General features: G+C 37.6%; 16 protein-coding genes. 13 read left to right on the forward strand and 3 right to left on the reverse strand.

Annotated features, from left to right (window positions below; genetic code table 11):
• Positions 1 to 130: 130 nt before the first annotated feature.
• Positions 131 to 970, forward strand: a complete 840-nt coding sequence (locus tag SM124_RS06030; RefSeq protein ID WP_322445602.1) for an STAS domain-containing protein — start codon at positions 131 to 133, stop codon at positions 968 to 970.
• Positions 971 to 1,125: 155 nt separating this feature from the next.
• Here the strand turns inward: SM124_RS06030 and SM124_RS06035 are convergent, their stop codons facing one another.
• Positions 1,126 to 1,284 carry a hypothetical protein gene (locus tag SM124_RS06035; protein ID WP_322445603.1) on the reverse strand — a complete coding sequence of 53 codons (159 nt, stop codon included), beginning with the start codon at positions 1,282 to 1,284 and terminating at the stop codon, positions 1,126 to 1,128.
• Positions 1,285 to 1,447: 163 nt separating this feature from the next.
• On the opposite strand from SM124_RS06035, the gene SM124_RS06040 reads away from it, so the two are divergent.
• From SM124_RS06040 to SM124_RS06055, 4 genes are all read left to right on the forward strand, one after another.
• On the forward strand, positions 1,448 to 2,026 hold the full coding sequence (locus SM124_RS06040) for a helix-turn-helix domain-containing protein (RefSeq protein WP_322445604.1): 579 nt from the start codon (positions 1,448 to 1,450) through the stop codon (positions 2,024 to 2,026).
• A gap of 124 nt (positions 2,027 to 2,150) precedes the next feature.
• Complete coding sequence (locus SM124_RS06045) at positions 2,151 to 3,152, forward strand: S41 family peptidase (RefSeq protein ID WP_322445605.1); 1,002 nt, start codon at positions 2,151 to 2,153, stop codon at positions 3,150 to 3,152.
• Between the two features lie 78 nt (positions 3,153 to 3,230).
• Positions 3,231 to 4,175 (forward strand): RNA polymerase sigma factor, encoded by a 945-nt coding sequence (locus SM124_RS06050; RefSeq protein ID WP_322445606.1) that lies wholly within the window; start codon positions 3,231 to 3,233, stop codon positions 4,173 to 4,175.
• Between the two features lie 140 nt (positions 4,176 to 4,315).
• Positions 4,316 to 5,734: a hypothetical protein gene (locus SM124_RS06055; RefSeq protein ID WP_322445607.1), complete on the forward strand. Its 1,419-nt coding sequence runs from the start codon at positions 4,316 to 4,318 to the stop codon at positions 5,732 to 5,734.
• A gap of 92 nt (positions 5,735 to 5,826) precedes the next feature.
• On the opposite strand, the gene SM124_RS06060 is transcribed toward SM124_RS06055, so the two are convergent.
• Positions 5,827 to 6,216 (reverse strand): flavoprotein, encoded by a 390-nt coding sequence (locus SM124_RS06060; RefSeq protein WP_322445608.1) that lies wholly within the window; start codon positions 6,214 to 6,216, stop codon positions 5,827 to 5,829.
• A gap of 126 nt (positions 6,217 to 6,342) precedes the next feature.
• On the opposite strand from SM124_RS06060, the gene SM124_RS06065 reads away from it, so the two are divergent.
• Positions 6,343 to 6,606, forward strand: a complete 264-nt coding sequence (locus tag SM124_RS06065; RefSeq protein WP_322445609.1) for a hypothetical protein — start codon at positions 6,343 to 6,345, stop codon at positions 6,604 to 6,606.
• 9 nt (positions 6,607 to 6,615) lie between these two features.
• Complete coding sequence (locus SM124_RS06070) at positions 6,616 to 6,912, forward strand: hypothetical protein (RefSeq protein ID WP_322445610.1); 297 nt, start codon at positions 6,616 to 6,618, stop codon at positions 6,910 to 6,912.
• Between the two features lie 111 nt (positions 6,913 to 7,023).
• On the opposite strand, the gene SM124_RS06075 is transcribed toward SM124_RS06070, so the two are convergent.
• Positions 7,024 to 9,177 carry an MMPL family transporter gene (locus tag SM124_RS06075; protein ID WP_322445611.1) on the reverse strand — a complete coding sequence of 718 codons (2,154 nt, stop codon included), beginning with the start codon at positions 9,175 to 9,177 and terminating at the stop codon, positions 7,024 to 7,026.
• Between the two features lie 250 nt (positions 9,178 to 9,427).
• Between SM124_RS06075 and SM124_RS06080 the strand changes: the two genes are divergently transcribed.
• The 6 genes from SM124_RS06080 to SM124_RS06105 all read left to right on the forward strand — a co-directional run bounded on the left by SM124_RS06080 (position 9,428) and on the right by SM124_RS06105 (position 14,481).
• Positions 9,428 to 10,324 carry a CPBP family intramembrane glutamic endopeptidase gene (locus tag SM124_RS06080; RefSeq protein WP_322445612.1) on the forward strand — a complete coding sequence of 299 codons (897 nt, stop codon included), beginning with the start codon at positions 9,428 to 9,430 and terminating at the stop codon, positions 10,322 to 10,324.
• A 5-nt stretch (positions 10,325 to 10,329) separates the two neighbouring features.
• Entirely contained in the window at positions 10,330 to 10,752 is a 423-nt protein-coding gene (fosB, locus tag SM124_RS06085; RefSeq protein ID WP_322445613.1) for a metallothiol transferase FosB, read from the forward strand.
• Positions 10,753 to 10,823: 71 nt separating this feature from the next.
• The gene (locus SM124_RS06090) at positions 10,824 to 11,738 is read left to right on the forward strand and encodes a GNAT family N-acetyltransferase (protein ID WP_322445614.1); all 915 of its coding nucleotides are present in this window, start codon (positions 10,824 to 10,826) and stop codon (positions 11,736 to 11,738) included.
• Positions 11,739 to 11,962: 224 nt separating this feature from the next.
• Positions 11,963 to 12,769, forward strand: coding sequence for an SDR family NAD(P)-dependent oxidoreductase (locus SM124_RS06095; RefSeq protein ID WP_322445615.1), 807 nt, complete (start codon positions 11,963 to 11,965; stop codon positions 12,767 to 12,769).
• A 10-nt stretch (positions 12,770 to 12,779) separates the two neighbouring features.
• A complete protein-coding gene (locus SM124_RS06100; RefSeq protein WP_322445616.1) occupies positions 12,780 to 13,832 on the forward strand; it encodes a ketopantoate reductase family protein in 1,053 nt (350 codons plus the stop codon).
• On the forward strand, positions 13,816 to 14,481 hold the full coding sequence (locus SM124_RS06105; RefSeq protein WP_322445617.1) for a GntR family transcriptional regulator: 666 nt from the start codon (positions 13,816 to 13,818) through the stop codon (positions 14,479 to 14,481). The genes SM124_RS06100 and SM124_RS06105 overlap by 17 nt, the downstream gene beginning before the upstream one ends.
• Position 14,482 lies beyond the last annotated feature (1 nt).

Genomic DNA, 14,482 nt, shown 5'->3' on the forward strand with positions numbered 1-14,482 from the left:
GAAAAACGTAGACAAGACACATAGTATTTTTGACTATGAATATATTATTATATCTTGGTGAAAATTGAAGTATATATGATAATATTATTACAGCAATAAAGATGCATAATGTGTAGTTGGGGGTCAAATCATGCATAGGAACGAAGAACTATATCAATTTTTATTAGATAAATCTTGGGAGTTAACTGAAAATTGGTATCAGCAGTTGGATAAAAGTGAACCTAATGGAGTCTATTCTTCAAAGGATCCCACTGTAATATGGAATGTTAAACAACAAAATAACGAGTTTCATAAGCAATTTTTCCAAGTGTTTAAAATGGAAGAGGAAAAGTTTTTCACTGCTTTCGGTAAGTGGATTGAACTAGTGTCAAAAGATGAAGAACATTTAAACACACCTGTACAACTAATTTTAAGGGAGTTCTTTCGGACACAAGAACAATACCTCGATTTAATAAGTGAATTTTATAAATTAAACTCAAAAAACTATACTCAATGCGATATGGAGATTTCATTTCGTATCGTCACGAAAACTTTCAGCAAGGTGATTGTTTGGTTTACTAAGGAATATAACGATTTCTCCGAGGAAAGACTTCAATCACAACAAGCCTTGATTATGGAACTAAGTTCTCCAGTTATACTACTTAATCAAAATGTAGCACTTTTGCCACTCGTAGGGGATATTGATTCTACCAGAGCGAAAATTATGCTAGAGAACACTTTAATTCAATGTTCTAATCTAGGAGTTAGTCATTTACTGTTAGATTTATCAGGTGTTGTGATGATTGATACAATGGTGGCACACCAACTTTTTAAATTAATTGAGGCTCTAAATTTAATTGGTGTTCAGACAACCTTATCTGGTTTGAGACCTGAGATAGCACAGACAGCCGTGCAACTAGGAATTAGGTTTGATCATGTTAAGATTCAGTCTACCCTCTCAACAGCTATTAGTTCGATGAATTTGGTTTAGTTTTTGTAATAAGTACATATAGAGGAAAATAGGGAAGGCTCATGCCTTCCCTATTTATTAGATGATTTATTTTCATTTGTTCAATGATTTAAACTAATAATGAAATAATAACGGAAAATAAAAGTATAAAAAGAAAAACGCCGTATTAATGGCGTTTATGATTGTTGATTTGGATTGTTTTTTCCATCATTTCCTTTATCTACTCCAGTGGCATTGTTAAAGGTTTGGGCAACTAAATTTAGACCTTGGTCCATAGGTTGCATTTCGTTGCTTTTTTCTCCAACATTTTTATTCGGTTTCATCTGTTTATCCAAAGTTAACACCTCCTTGTATTAGTTTTTGTTAACTGACAAAAGGTATGCAGATAATTGGGAATATCAGAGAGTTTTTGCTTTGTGTTTAAAAGAGGTAGAACTGTTAGTTATCAGTGTACTTTTGATATACTAAAGCTAGAAGAAATGTAAAGGTGTGTTCCATTTGACTAATTTTAAACAAGAGGACACGTTTGAAGTAACCTCTTTAGAAAAGATGAAAGCATTGTCCCACCCCTTACGGCAAAGAATACTGGCTTCATTAAGAGACCAAGTTCCAAAGACCTCTCAACAGTTATCACTGAAGATAGGTGAGCCAAGAAATAAAGTACATTATCATATTCAACAGTTACATAAAGCAGGACTGCTAGTGATTACAGAAACTAAGATCAAAGGGAATTTTACAGAAAAATACTACCTACCAATCGCGAATAAGATTATTTATAAACTAGAAGAAGATTCAATTAACGATGAAATGAAACATTCAGAACTTCAGATGAATGAGGCGTTACTAAATGAGCATAAGGAGTTATACTTGCAGGCAATAGAGGATTTCTTTTGCCAGAAATCAAATTCAAAACCCCTCTTGATTGGATTAAATAAGGAGTTGTCGAAAGAACAAGTGCTTGAATTCAAAAAGGATATAGAAGCATTGTTAGAAAAATGGTATCAAACAGATGCTAAAGGAAATGAACTAAATTTTTGGGAGTTAGCTGTCATGTTGTATCCGATAAACAGAAACTAGAAACTTTGTTGAAAACTTCAATGAAGTTTTTTTATTGTATTCTTGTCAAAAAAAATTGACAATAGGTTTAATAAGGTTGATACTGAATCTATAAACAAAATCTACAAATAGGGAGACATGAAATATGAATACAATAGAAGCATTATTATTAACTGATGAATTCAAGAAAAATTTAATCAATCAACTTATAAAAAAGTTGGAAGAAAACTATGTTTTTCCAGAGGTTGCTTTAACTATAAATGAAAAGCTAGTTGAATTTACAAAAGGCGAAAAATTTGCTTTACTTTCAGCACCGGAGGAATTTTGTACATCTATAAGTCAGATTCTTCAGAGTGTAAACCACGATAGGCATTTAGCTCTTCATTTCTTGGAACACTCAAAAAAAGAAGAGTCAAACGATGAGGATCAGTTTGAAATGGAGGAGGGAACTTGGCTTAATAACTTTGGTTTTGCTAAATGTGAGATTCTACCTGGGAATGTAGGTTATCTCAAACTTAACATATTCGATTTACCTCATTTAGCGGGTGATACAGCAGTAGCTACGATGAACTTTTTGGTAAATACAAGTGGACTTATCATTGATTTAAGGGAAAATGGTGGTGGGGATCCAGACATGGTGAATATCCTTATGAGCTACTTTTTTGAAACAGATATTCACCATACAACTTTTTATAATCGAGCAGAAAATAAAGAAATACAGTTTTGGACGATGTCATATGTACCCGGTAAGAAGTATTTGGAAAAGCCAGTGAGAGTTTTAACTAGTAAGTACACTTTTTCAGCAGCTGAATCTTTTGCTTATAATCTAAAACACTTGAATCGAGCAAAGATTGTCGGTGAAAACACAGGTGGAGGAGCACAGCCAGGAAGACCACATATCCTTCATCCCCAATTTGAAGTGTTTATTTCACATGGAAGAGCGGTAAGTACAGTTACGAACACAAACTGGGAGGGTGTAGGTGTTGAACCTGATACTTTAATAGATTCAAAGGAAGCTTTTGATAAAGCTTACGAAGATATCTTGAGCGGTTTACTTGATTCTGAGGAGTATTGTTTACATAAACCATTAAAAGTGGAAGCGGAAAAGCAGTTGAATAAGTTAAATAAAATGTTCGGGATAATCTAGTAAAATTTTTAAGTGATTGCGTAACTTTTTCCTCGTAATTTACGTTATTACGGTAAACAACCATTTGGAGGAAATATTATGACTGTTGACATCAATAACTTACAAGATTTGGGTAATCCATTACGTGATTTGAAAAAGACATTCGACGAAAGTATCATTCCCCACAGACCTTCACTTTGGAGGTATTGCTATCAGCTAACAGGGTCACCTTGGGATGCAGAAGATTTAGTTCAAGAGACATTAATAAAAGCTTTCTCATCTTTAGCGCAGTTATGGCAACCAATCAATCCTAAAGGCTACTTGTTTAAAATTGCTTCAAATACTTGGATTGATCAATGTAGAAAAGTGAAAATAAAGATGGATTCTTTTGAATACCATAATGAGCCTTCTTATGAAAAAGAAGATTTATCAGGAGAGGTAGAAGAGGCCATGGAGCGACTGGTTTTGCATTTACCCCCTCGTCAAAGAGTCGTTCTACTTTTAGTTGAAGTATTCGGATTTAAAGCAAAAGAAGTAGGAGAAATTTTTGGTGCAACGGAAGGAGCAATTAAAGCTTTATTAAACCGAGCTAGGGTAAGGTTAAAAGAGATACAGCTAAATGAAGAAGGGTTCAATCAACTCGCCATCTCAGAAGAGCAAAGAAATACGATTTCTCTATTTATTGAGTCATTTAATAGAAGAGACCCTGATGGGATTGCCAAATTATTAGATGAGAATGTCTCAAATGATATCGTACATATTGCACAAGAGTTTGGTAAGGATACCGTAAGAAGTTACTCACTGACGGATTGGGCGAAAGATCCTGTTGAAATGAAAGCGGAAGTACATATTTTATGGGGAAAACCAACGATTGTTCAAATTGGAGAGATGAATAACTGCTTAGGTGTCTACAATCTTAACTTAATAGAAATAGATTCTGGCAGGATTATAACAGTAAAGGATTATTACTTCTGTCCTGAGTTATTAAAAGAGGCAGCAAAGGAGCTACAGCTAAGTGTTTTTTCTAGGAATTATGTGATGTAAAAAAGTGGTGGAAGCGAGATCTATTTTTGGGCGATTGAGTATCTTCTTATGCGAATTTTTATTCACTCATTTGGGCTATGTTCATACAATGAATAAAGTTTAAATGTGAATAAAGTTCGACACACTGAGGAGGTTCTTACATGACCTTAACAATCGCTCATTGGCTATATGGTGTTGTTACATTGGTCGTCATTTTAACGATGATTTTTAGAAAAGGGGTTGTTCTTCCCACCATTTTAGGTACCTTTTTAGTGGCATGGATTTATAAAGGGAGTCTTGTAGGTGGATTTACTTCTGTCTTTAACGCAAATTTGACAGCTGCAAAGGAATTGTTTAGCATCTTTTTAATCATTACGTTTATGGTCGCCTTGCTTCATTCACTAAGGGACTTAGGGGCAGATAAACAAATGATTAGCCCTATCCAAAAAGTGATGACTAATGGGCATATTGCTTACTTTGTCTTAGTTGGTGTTACCTTTGTAATTTCTTTATTCTTTTGGCCAACTCCCGCCGTCCCTCTGATTTGTGCGTTGTTAGTACCTGCTGCTGTTCGGTCTGGGCTTCCGGTTATGGGAGCAGCGATGGCGGTAGCGTTAGCCGGTCAAGGGATGGCTCTTTCCTCCGATTATGTCATGCAAATTGCTCCTGGTTTAAGTGCCACATCTGCCGGTCTTGAAACAGCTAATGTGGCTGATAAAGCACTGATTTTGTCCCTTATTACAGGGGTGACCGCCATACTGATTGTTTATTTCCAAATGAGAAAAAATATTAGGTCTAAAGATAATCCTTTAATTGAAAAAGAGTTAGAAGGCTTACAAGGGAAAGAGGATAAGAGCAAAACAAGTGAGGAAAAACCGGTATGGAGTAAGGTATTTGCGATTTTAGTTCCTTTATCTATGCTTGCTGTTATGGTTTATATGATCTCCACAAAGGTTAGTGGTGGAAGAATGGGTGGGTTTGAAGGTGGAAATGGAGCCGCGTTTATTGGCGGTGTGGCTGTTTTACTTTTAAGCTTAGCAACCATCACTTACGGTAAGGCCAAAGCATTTGACCAAATTAGTGAACATATTACAAATGGGTTTATATTTGCTTTCAAAGCAATGGGGCCTGTGATCCCCATTGCAGGGTTCTTTTTCCTAGGCAGTGGTGATTTTTCTGCCAGCATTTTATCCGTTGAAGACGGAAATTCCCCAGCATTTTTGTTTGATTTGATTCAGTCTTCCCAACAAGTGATTCCTGAAAGTAAGTTTCTATCAGCATTTGGCATTCTAATAATCGGAATTATTACAGGACTAGATGGATCTGGTTTCTCAGGGTTGCCATTAACGGGAGCCTTGTCGGGGGCACTTTCGACTGGGCAAATTGATGCAGCAACACTGGCAGCTATCGGGCAAATGGGTTCTGTTTGGACGGGTGGTGGAACGTTGATTGCATGGTCCTCTCTAGTGGCGGTTGCTGGGTTATGTAATGTTCCCGTCATGGACCTTGTACGGAAAAACTTTCTGCCGGTTATGATTGGGTTGATTTTATCAACACTTGTAGCCGTTATTATATGGTAAAAGAGAGCTCCTTTATTGGTACTGCACCCAGAAAGTTAGAGTAGAAATCTAACTTTTGGTCACTACCATTGGGAGCTTTTTTAATTGATTGGTTACCTGTTTTTTTGTATGCCCGCTTCAATGTAACTTCTTACTAGCTTCCAGTTGTTATCATCCCTTTTCTTGAACGTTTGAAAAAATAAGTTGGCTGTATGTAAGCTCTTCCCATCTATGACTAATGTAGCTTCCAATACCGCCATGACCTCATCTTCTCTTAAAGGAATCGTAGAGACTTCGTGTATTTTCCACTCGGCCTGGTTTTCTAAAACATAAGTAAAACCTTGCTCCCAGCCTTTAATTGATTCTTCGTAGCCAAAGTCAATGATTTGACCACCAGATATTTCCCTTGCTTGATAATCCTCCGAAATCATGTTTCTTAAATCGGTTAACGAAGATTGGATCCATGTGTTGATGTATGTATCGAGAAACGAACGAAATTCCAATGTAATGCCTCCTGTCATCTGTTGGTACTTTAAGTTTCTATAATTGAAGTCGTTTTCCCTTTTTTTAATAGAAAGGGGAATATTAGCGAAAGATAAGGGGAAAAGAAACGGATTGGGAGTGGTTTGATGTTACTGGAAGGAAGGATTATTTCCGGTGAGTTTGATGAAGAGATGAATGAGTTTTCTCTCCAGAGAGTGAAGAATATGTCTTTAGAGTCGACCATTAGAGAAAATCAGTTAATGGCACTTTATGAATACTTGAAAAAGCATCAGAAAGATACGGATGGCCAAGTGATTACATTATATGATCAATTGCCTTTACGTTTAAGTCAGGAGGAAATTCAGCTATTGATGAGAGATTTAGATCAGTTACGAAGTTTGTACCAATAGGGGTCGGTTATGGATGCTATTTTTCCTGCTTTGTTCGGGATTGTTTTTATAATAATAGGGATCGTTTTTGCCATTCATGTTAAGAAAAAATATACACTCGAGGAACATGACAAGCAGTTAAAAGAGTGGAATTGGATTAGAGAGGTTAAGTTTTTTTCCTGGGTAGAATGGGAAGTTGCCTTGTTTCACCGTTTAGCTAGTAAATCGTATATGTTTGCTAAGGTTGCTTTCTATTTGTGTGCGTTCGTATTTATTTTGGTGGGTGCATTTAGTTTGTTTATTGCATATGTAAGATTGTTTGGTTAAAGGTTATGATTGTTCGTCCTGTGACTAGGACGGGCTTTTTACTTTCCGTTCATTCTGTACGATTAAAAGAGTTAGCATGAGTTTAGTTACTTAACTAAACTCATGCTAAAATCACCGAACCTTGAAAAGAAATTTAGGTGCCCACCAATTCGCATGGCCCATTAATTTCATTAAAGCAGGGACAACAATGATTCGGATGAAGGTGGCGTCGATAAAAATGGCACTGAACAGTCCGATTCCGAGTGCCTTTGTAATTTCAATATCCGTGAAAATAAAGGAACCGACCACGACCATTAAAATTAATGCCGCACTACTAATGAGTCCTCCTGTTTTCCTCAGTCCCGTTGCTGTACTATAATCATTGTCTCCCGTCCGTTCATACTCTTCCAAAATCCTTGAAATGAGGAATACTTCATAATCCATTGAAATACCAAAGACAACACAGAAAATCGTAACAGGCATGACGATACTGACGTAGCCTGTTGAGGTTACTTGAAATAGATCTGCGAATAAGCCTTTTTGAAAGACAATGACCACAATCCCCAGGCTTGCCCCTAAGCTTAGTACATTCATAAGTACTGCCTTTAATGGAAGAAGAGCGGAGCGAAAGGCAATGAAAAGGATGATATAGGTTACTATCATCACAAAGGTAATTAAATATGGTAGTCCTGCTTTAATTCGTTCGAGCATATCTACACGATAAGCTGAAGGTCCCGTAATATAGGTTTGAAATGATTCGTTTTCGAGCTGTCTCAGTCGGACGACTAGTTGTTCTGTTTTAATAGACTCTGGGTGACTTGCTCCAATGACTGTAATTAAGGCAGTGTTTTGCTTGAGTAGATTTTTTTCTTGAACTAGCTCAAGATTTTCTCTTTGGGCTAATAATTCTGCCGTTCTATCGGGAGGATGATTCCCTAGAGCGGTGATGAAGCTCCTGACCTCTTTTACACCAGCTACTTTTGTGATTTCTTTGGAATAGTCATTGAGTTTTTTTATAGTGCTAACATTTGTGATTGGTTTCTCTGCTTCTACCACCAGATAAATGGGGCTTCGTTCCCGGTCATCATAAGCTTCTTTAATCAGGTCAGCCCCAATTCTAGACTCATAAGTTGGCGGGAGGACGTCGGCTGTTGGGACACCAAGCTTGATTCCACCAATCGGAACCATGAGTAAAATCAGCAGTCCACTCATAAATAAAGCTAGGAAAACGGGCCTTTTCATGACAGCGAAAGCTACTTTTTCCCAAAACGTAGATTGGCTCCACCTCGCTTGTAATGTCGGAAACACTTTGAACCGGTTAATATTTTTCCCGATGATAGCGAGTAGAGATAGTAACAGTGTGTTGGATAATAAGACAGAAAAGAGCACGATGAAAATTCCGCCGAGGCATAACGCTCTCATAATCGGTAGGTCAATAAATAGCATTCCGAATAAACCGATTAATACGGCAAAGCCTGAAAAAATGATGGACGTACCTGCCATTTGAGAGGTCATGCCAACAGCTTCTTTTACAGACGATTGAAGTTCAAGCTCTTCGCGAAAGCGGCTTACCACGAATAAAGCATAGTCAATTCCAATCGCTAAGCCAATCATCGTGACAATATTTGGTAAAAAATTTGATAATGAGTAATAGTCCGCAACAAAATAAGTAATCCCAAGTGTAATCGTGACTCCCATTAAACCAACAATGATGGGAAGAAAGGAGGCTACGACGGTCCCGAAAATGACAAGTAAGACTAGTAAGGCAATTGGTAGACCAATCATCTCTGCTTTAAGGAGGTCGTTTTTCGTTGCTGTTTGGATATCATATAAAGTAGCAATTCCGCCGTTCACATACACTTCCATCCCATCAGGTGTGGGAATTAAGTCTCTTATTTTAGGAAAAACATTAATGCTTTCTGAATCGGTCAGGCTTAGGCTTATGTGGACTGATTGGATATGACTTTTTTTCTTGGATTTCCCTAGTTCGTTTATGTGAATGTGCGTTACGTACGGTAGTTCCTCAACTGATGATAGGGAGGAAAGGATTCGTTTTACTTGTTTTGGTTCAGTTAAATCTAGTTGATTGCTTTTGTAAACAACCGTAAGTGAGGAAGACTCTATTCCGAGTGTATGTTCCATCTGCTGATATCCTTGGTCCGACTCACTTCCCACCGGAGTGAACCCGTTTTCTTTTAAGACGTTCGGCAAGTCTCGTGCAAAGGGAATCATAGTGAGAAAAAGGATAATAGAGAACAACGTAACTAGGTAGCGTCGCTCGTACATGAATAAACCCCAATTGTAAAGATGACCTTGTTTTCGTAGGACTCGCAATAGATGGTTCACCTCCAAGGCTAGTGTTGGTACTTTTTATTAGGGTTTGCTATTTTTAGGGGGATTATGTTTGATGTGTAGGTTTCGGAGTTGCTTACCAGCTCTCACTATTAAACAGCTGAAGAATATATTCTCCCATTGTGTCCCTCCCTATGTTACAATTGCAAATGTTAATTATTGTTAAATCAGGAGTGGATCGCTTTTGGAAAAGGATTTTATCAGCATAAATCAAGGGAAAAATAGTTGGAAAAGGTATATTCTTTCATTTTTCGTTATGTTAGCTTTTTTATTTATTGGTTCGATTGTTTCGGTTTATTTGACCGAGAAGCATGTGGTTGAGGATAAGGATGAATCAACTTATTTTGATAATGTAACGATGGAAGCAGTAAATTTGGATTCGATTTATAGTTTTGTTTATCTGAACATGACTTATATTGTCTGGATTATTGGGATTTTCTTGGCCATAAGGCTGATACATAAGAGGAGCTTTAAGAGTTTAATAACTCCTTATAATGGGGTTAATTGGAAAAGAATTTTCTGGGGCTTTGCGGTGTTTTTTGGGTTGATTACTTTTACTACTTTAATCGATTTTGTTTTGAGTCCAAGCGACTATCGTTTAAATGATATTAATTTTAAGGATTATGTAACTTTGTTTTTGTTTGTTTTAATACTCACTCCTATCCAGACTACTACGGAAGAGGTGTTTTTCCGTGGTTATTTGATGCAGTGGATTGGGAAAATAGTGAAGAATCATTATATACTCTCCATTTTGGCTGGGTTGATTTTTGCTGCTCTTCATTTTGCCAATCCAGAAATGGAGTACTCAGCCGTCTTAATTGGTGCTGATTATGTTTTATCAGGCATTTTATGGTGTTTTATAACGGCTAGAACGAACAGTGTGGAATTGACAATTGGAGCACATGCAGCAAATAATATGTTTCTAGGTTGGTTTTTAACGATGGATAATACGGCATTTGGAAATATTCCTTCTTTGTTTGTGGTAGGTAATATAAACCCTGCTATTACGTTAATGTGGACGGCTTTTAGTTTGATCATCTTTACTTATTTATCGATTAAGAAGTATGGAGTAAGTAATTAAGGAGAATGAAGATGCAGATTAATCACCTATTATTTTCAGTAAGCGATTTAGACCGTTCGATACAATTTTATCAAGAAGTATTCGGAGCTAAGCTTCTAGTAAAAGGAAGAAATCTTGCTTATTTCGATTTGGATGGCTTATGGCTTGCAATAAACGTAGAAAAAGAGATTCCTAGAGAGGAAATTAAGAAATCATATACACATATTGCTTTTACCGTTTCAAAGGAAGAATTGGAGCGATTGTATAAAAAGCTAGTTGAGCTTGGCGTAAATATTCTTCCGGGACGGGAAAGAGATAAGCGTGATATGGATTCACTATATTTTACTGATCCAGATGGACATAAATTTGAGTTTCACACAGGAAATTTACAAGACCGATTAAATTATTATCGCGCGGATAAAACGCATATGGAGTTCTTTGATAACTAAGGAGTTTGGGTTTGAAAACAATTTAGTAGTACCAGATACACGATAGGAAGTACAACATAGGAGGTACAAACATGATTACTTTAGAAAAAGCAACTATAGCCGACATAGAATTGTTAACTGATATAATGAAGCGAGCATTTGATGAGGAAGCTCGAAAATGGCTGCCGAATGAAGAAATCGTTGACTATAATATTCAGCCACCTGGATATGATTCTGTTGAAATGACCCGATATTCAGTAGAGGAATTGAACTTTTATAAAGTGATGGTGGAAGAGAAGATAGTTGGTGGAGTGATTGTCACTTTATCGGGTCAATCGTATGGAAGGGTAGACCGGATATTTATTGATGTCCACTATCAAGGACGCGGGATTGGCTCAAAGGTTATTGAGTTAATTGAAGAAGAGTTTCCGACTGTTCGAATTTGGGATCTTGAAACTTCACCTAGGCAAAAAAGCAATCTTCATTTCTATGAGAAAATGGGCTACAATCGAGTGTTTGAAACGGAAGATGAGGTTTGTTTTGTTAAAAGAAAAGCATCACGTGCAAATGATAGAGTGGTCGAAAATCAAGATTTAGCAAACTATCAATACGAGAATAGCAATATGGCTGGAGCCGAGTTTTATCAAATGAATTTAGCCGGGAGTTCCTTCAGTAACAGTAATGTTTCCAATGCTCATTTTAGTAATGTCAATTTAAGTCATTCTAGGTTCCGAAATATCAATTTGAGAGAGACTTTATTTGCCGATTTAAATCTATCGAATAGTAAAATGAAGCTAGTGACGTTAGGCGGTCTTAAGTTTAGCGATACAAATTTGGGTGAGGATCAAAATCCAGTATCGTTTGATCGATGCGATTTAGAAGGAAGTATGTTTAGGAATTGTAATTTAAATCATGTAGAGATCCAAGGCTGTGAGATTTCAGGTATGAAAATAGAGGATATTTCCGTAGAGGAGCTATTAAAAGCTTATCATTCGGTGAAAAAGTAGGAGGTTGTGAGTGATCACAATCTCTTTTTTGTCTTTTACGAGGATATTTTTGGAAGTAACAAAAGTTTCAGAAAAGAACTTTTTTTGTCCAATTAACAGAAGTTTTCAGGCTTTAAAGGAAGTTTTGTCGAAGCTATTGCGGACAAATTCAAAACTAGTTAAGATTCCAATTAACAATATTAAAAAGATTCTGAATTTTACAAACAGTTATAGGGGGTGCCGTTTTGTTTCAAAGTGTTAACAGTTTACATTCAAATGTTTTTTTAGACAAAGTGGCGATTGTAACCGGGGCTGGACATGGAATCGGACGGGGAATATGTGAGGCGTTTGCTTCCCAAGGTGCCCATGTCATTGCAGTGGACATTCTTGAAGAACCATTAGAACAAACGAAACAATTCATTGTAGAAAAAAGGGTCCCGGGTACTGTACATACATTTAAAGTGGATTTAACCCAATCAGACCAAATCCAAACTTTTGTAGAAGAGGTTGCAACACAGTTCAGTCGGGTTGATATCCTCGTGAACAATGCGGGAGGGGTAGTTGGTCAAGTCCATCAACCCATCGAGGAAGTGACGGATGAAGAATGGGAGAAGGTCGTGGGTATCAACTTGAATGCTTGCTTTTATATGATTCGAGCGGTGGCGCCATTCATGAAAAAGCAACAATATGGCCGGATTGTGAATATCTCAAGTGGAGCGGGAAGAAGCAGCAGTTTGACGGGAATTCAAGCATATACAAGTGCCAAGGCTGGTCAAATAGGGCTGACTCGACAAATGGCAAGGGAGCTAGGTCCATATGGAATTACGGTAAATAATGTGGCACCAGGTTTTGTTCTTTCCAATCCATCTACGGAAAAACAGTGGGAAAGGATGGGGAAGGAGAAGCAAGAGCAGTTGATTGAATCCATATCTGTAAAAAGGCTGGGGAAACCAGAAGATATTGCCTATCCCGTCTTATTTTTTGCATCTGATTATGCCTCATATGTTAGCGGCCAAATCATATCGGCTGATGGAGGGTTACAACTTTTCTAGGAGGGATGAAATGGAAATTACGATTGTAGGAGCAGGGGCGATTGGCGGTGTCCTTGGTGCCTATTTAACATTAAATGGGGAAAATGTCCTTCTTTGCGATATTGCAGAAAATCATGTGCAAAAGATTAATCAAGAAGGAATAAAGATTGAAGGACCGGTTGAAGTGTTAACAGTTGACTGTAAGGCGATGACGCCGAAGGAATTAGTGGGGCGAGGGAAACCTCTTGAAATGGTTTTACTTGCAGTGAAAGCTCACCATACAAAAACAGCAATTGAGCAGCTTCGCCCATTACTCAAAAAAGAAACGGTAGTGGTTTCTGTTCAAAATGGGCTGTGTGAAAAACAGATTTCTCGTTTAATAGGGGCAGAAAACACGATTGGTTGCTTTGTGAACTTTTCAGCTGACTATTTAGAGCCAGGGAGAATTTTATACGGTGGAATTTCTTCTCTCTATATCGGTGAATTGGATGGATCGGTAACGGATCGACTAAAAAATCTGCACAAACGCCTGTTGGCATGGGGCCCCGCTCAAATCACCAATAACATTTGGGGTTATTTATGGGGCAAAATGTCTTACGCAGGACTTCTGTATGCGACTGCTTTAGTTGACGAAACGATGGCTGGTGTTGTTAGGCAACTAGATTTAAGAGAAACGTTAATGGAACTGTGTTCAGAAATTCTAGCAGTAGCCGAAGCGGAGGGAGTTCACCCATTAGGTTTTGATGATTGGGAACCGGGTTTAGTCTATCCACGTGAAGCTAGAGATGATGGACGCTTAAATAAGCAGTTAGAAAAATTAGCGGTACGAATGGCCTCAAATAAAAAAACAAAAAGTGGGATTTGGCGAGATTTAGCGGTAAGAAAAAGGAAAACAGAAATAGAAGAACAGCTCGTTCCGATTGTTGAAATGGGGAAGGAACACGGAATAGCGATGCCTCTGACGGAGAACCTGATACAGCAGATTTTAGAAATTGAAACAGGAGCGAGGCAGATGGACTGGGGAAACCTGTATGAATTGAAAGCGATATTTGAAAGGATTAAGGAAAATGAAGTTTTATCTTGAACAACGAACGCTATCAGATGATGTAGCAAAAATTATCCGCAAAATGATTTTAAACGGCACCTTAAAGCCAGGTGAACGGTTAAATCAAGCCCAGCTTGCTGATGAGTTAAATATCTCTAGAGGTCCTGTAAGAGAGGCCATTAAGCTTTTACAAAATGAGGGACTCGTTAAGCACGAAACTAATAAGGGCACCTTTGTTACGACTCTTTCTCTCCAAGATGCTTACGAAATCTACACGCTACGAGCTTTGTTAGAAAGTGAGGCCGCTCAGTTAGCCAGTCCATTTTTAACAAAAAAAGATTTCAAAAGATTAGAAGAGTTACTAATGGAATTGCAGGATTCGTTTGAAAAGGGAGATTTAGAAAGGGAAGCGGAAATAGATACCCTCTTTCATAAAACGATTGTAGAAGCTTCTAAGCATCAACGGCTGATTCACATGCATCAGCAGCTTGATACACAAGTAGGAGCCATGTTTTTAACCATTGCACATGAACTCCCGCAGCGGGCAACTAAGGTGGTTGAAAATCATCAACTTTTGCTTAATGTGTTGAAGACGAAGGATCAAGGGGAAATCAAACAACTGTTTTCCGAACATTATACTGTAGCCCTCTACGAACTAACCAATTTTAAAAAAGAGAGAGGTGTGTGAG

This window comes from Robertmurraya mangrovi (assembly GCF_034427655.1).
GTDB lineage: Bacteria > Bacillota > Bacilli > Bacillales > Cytobacillaceae > Robertmurraya_A > Robertmurraya_A mangrovi.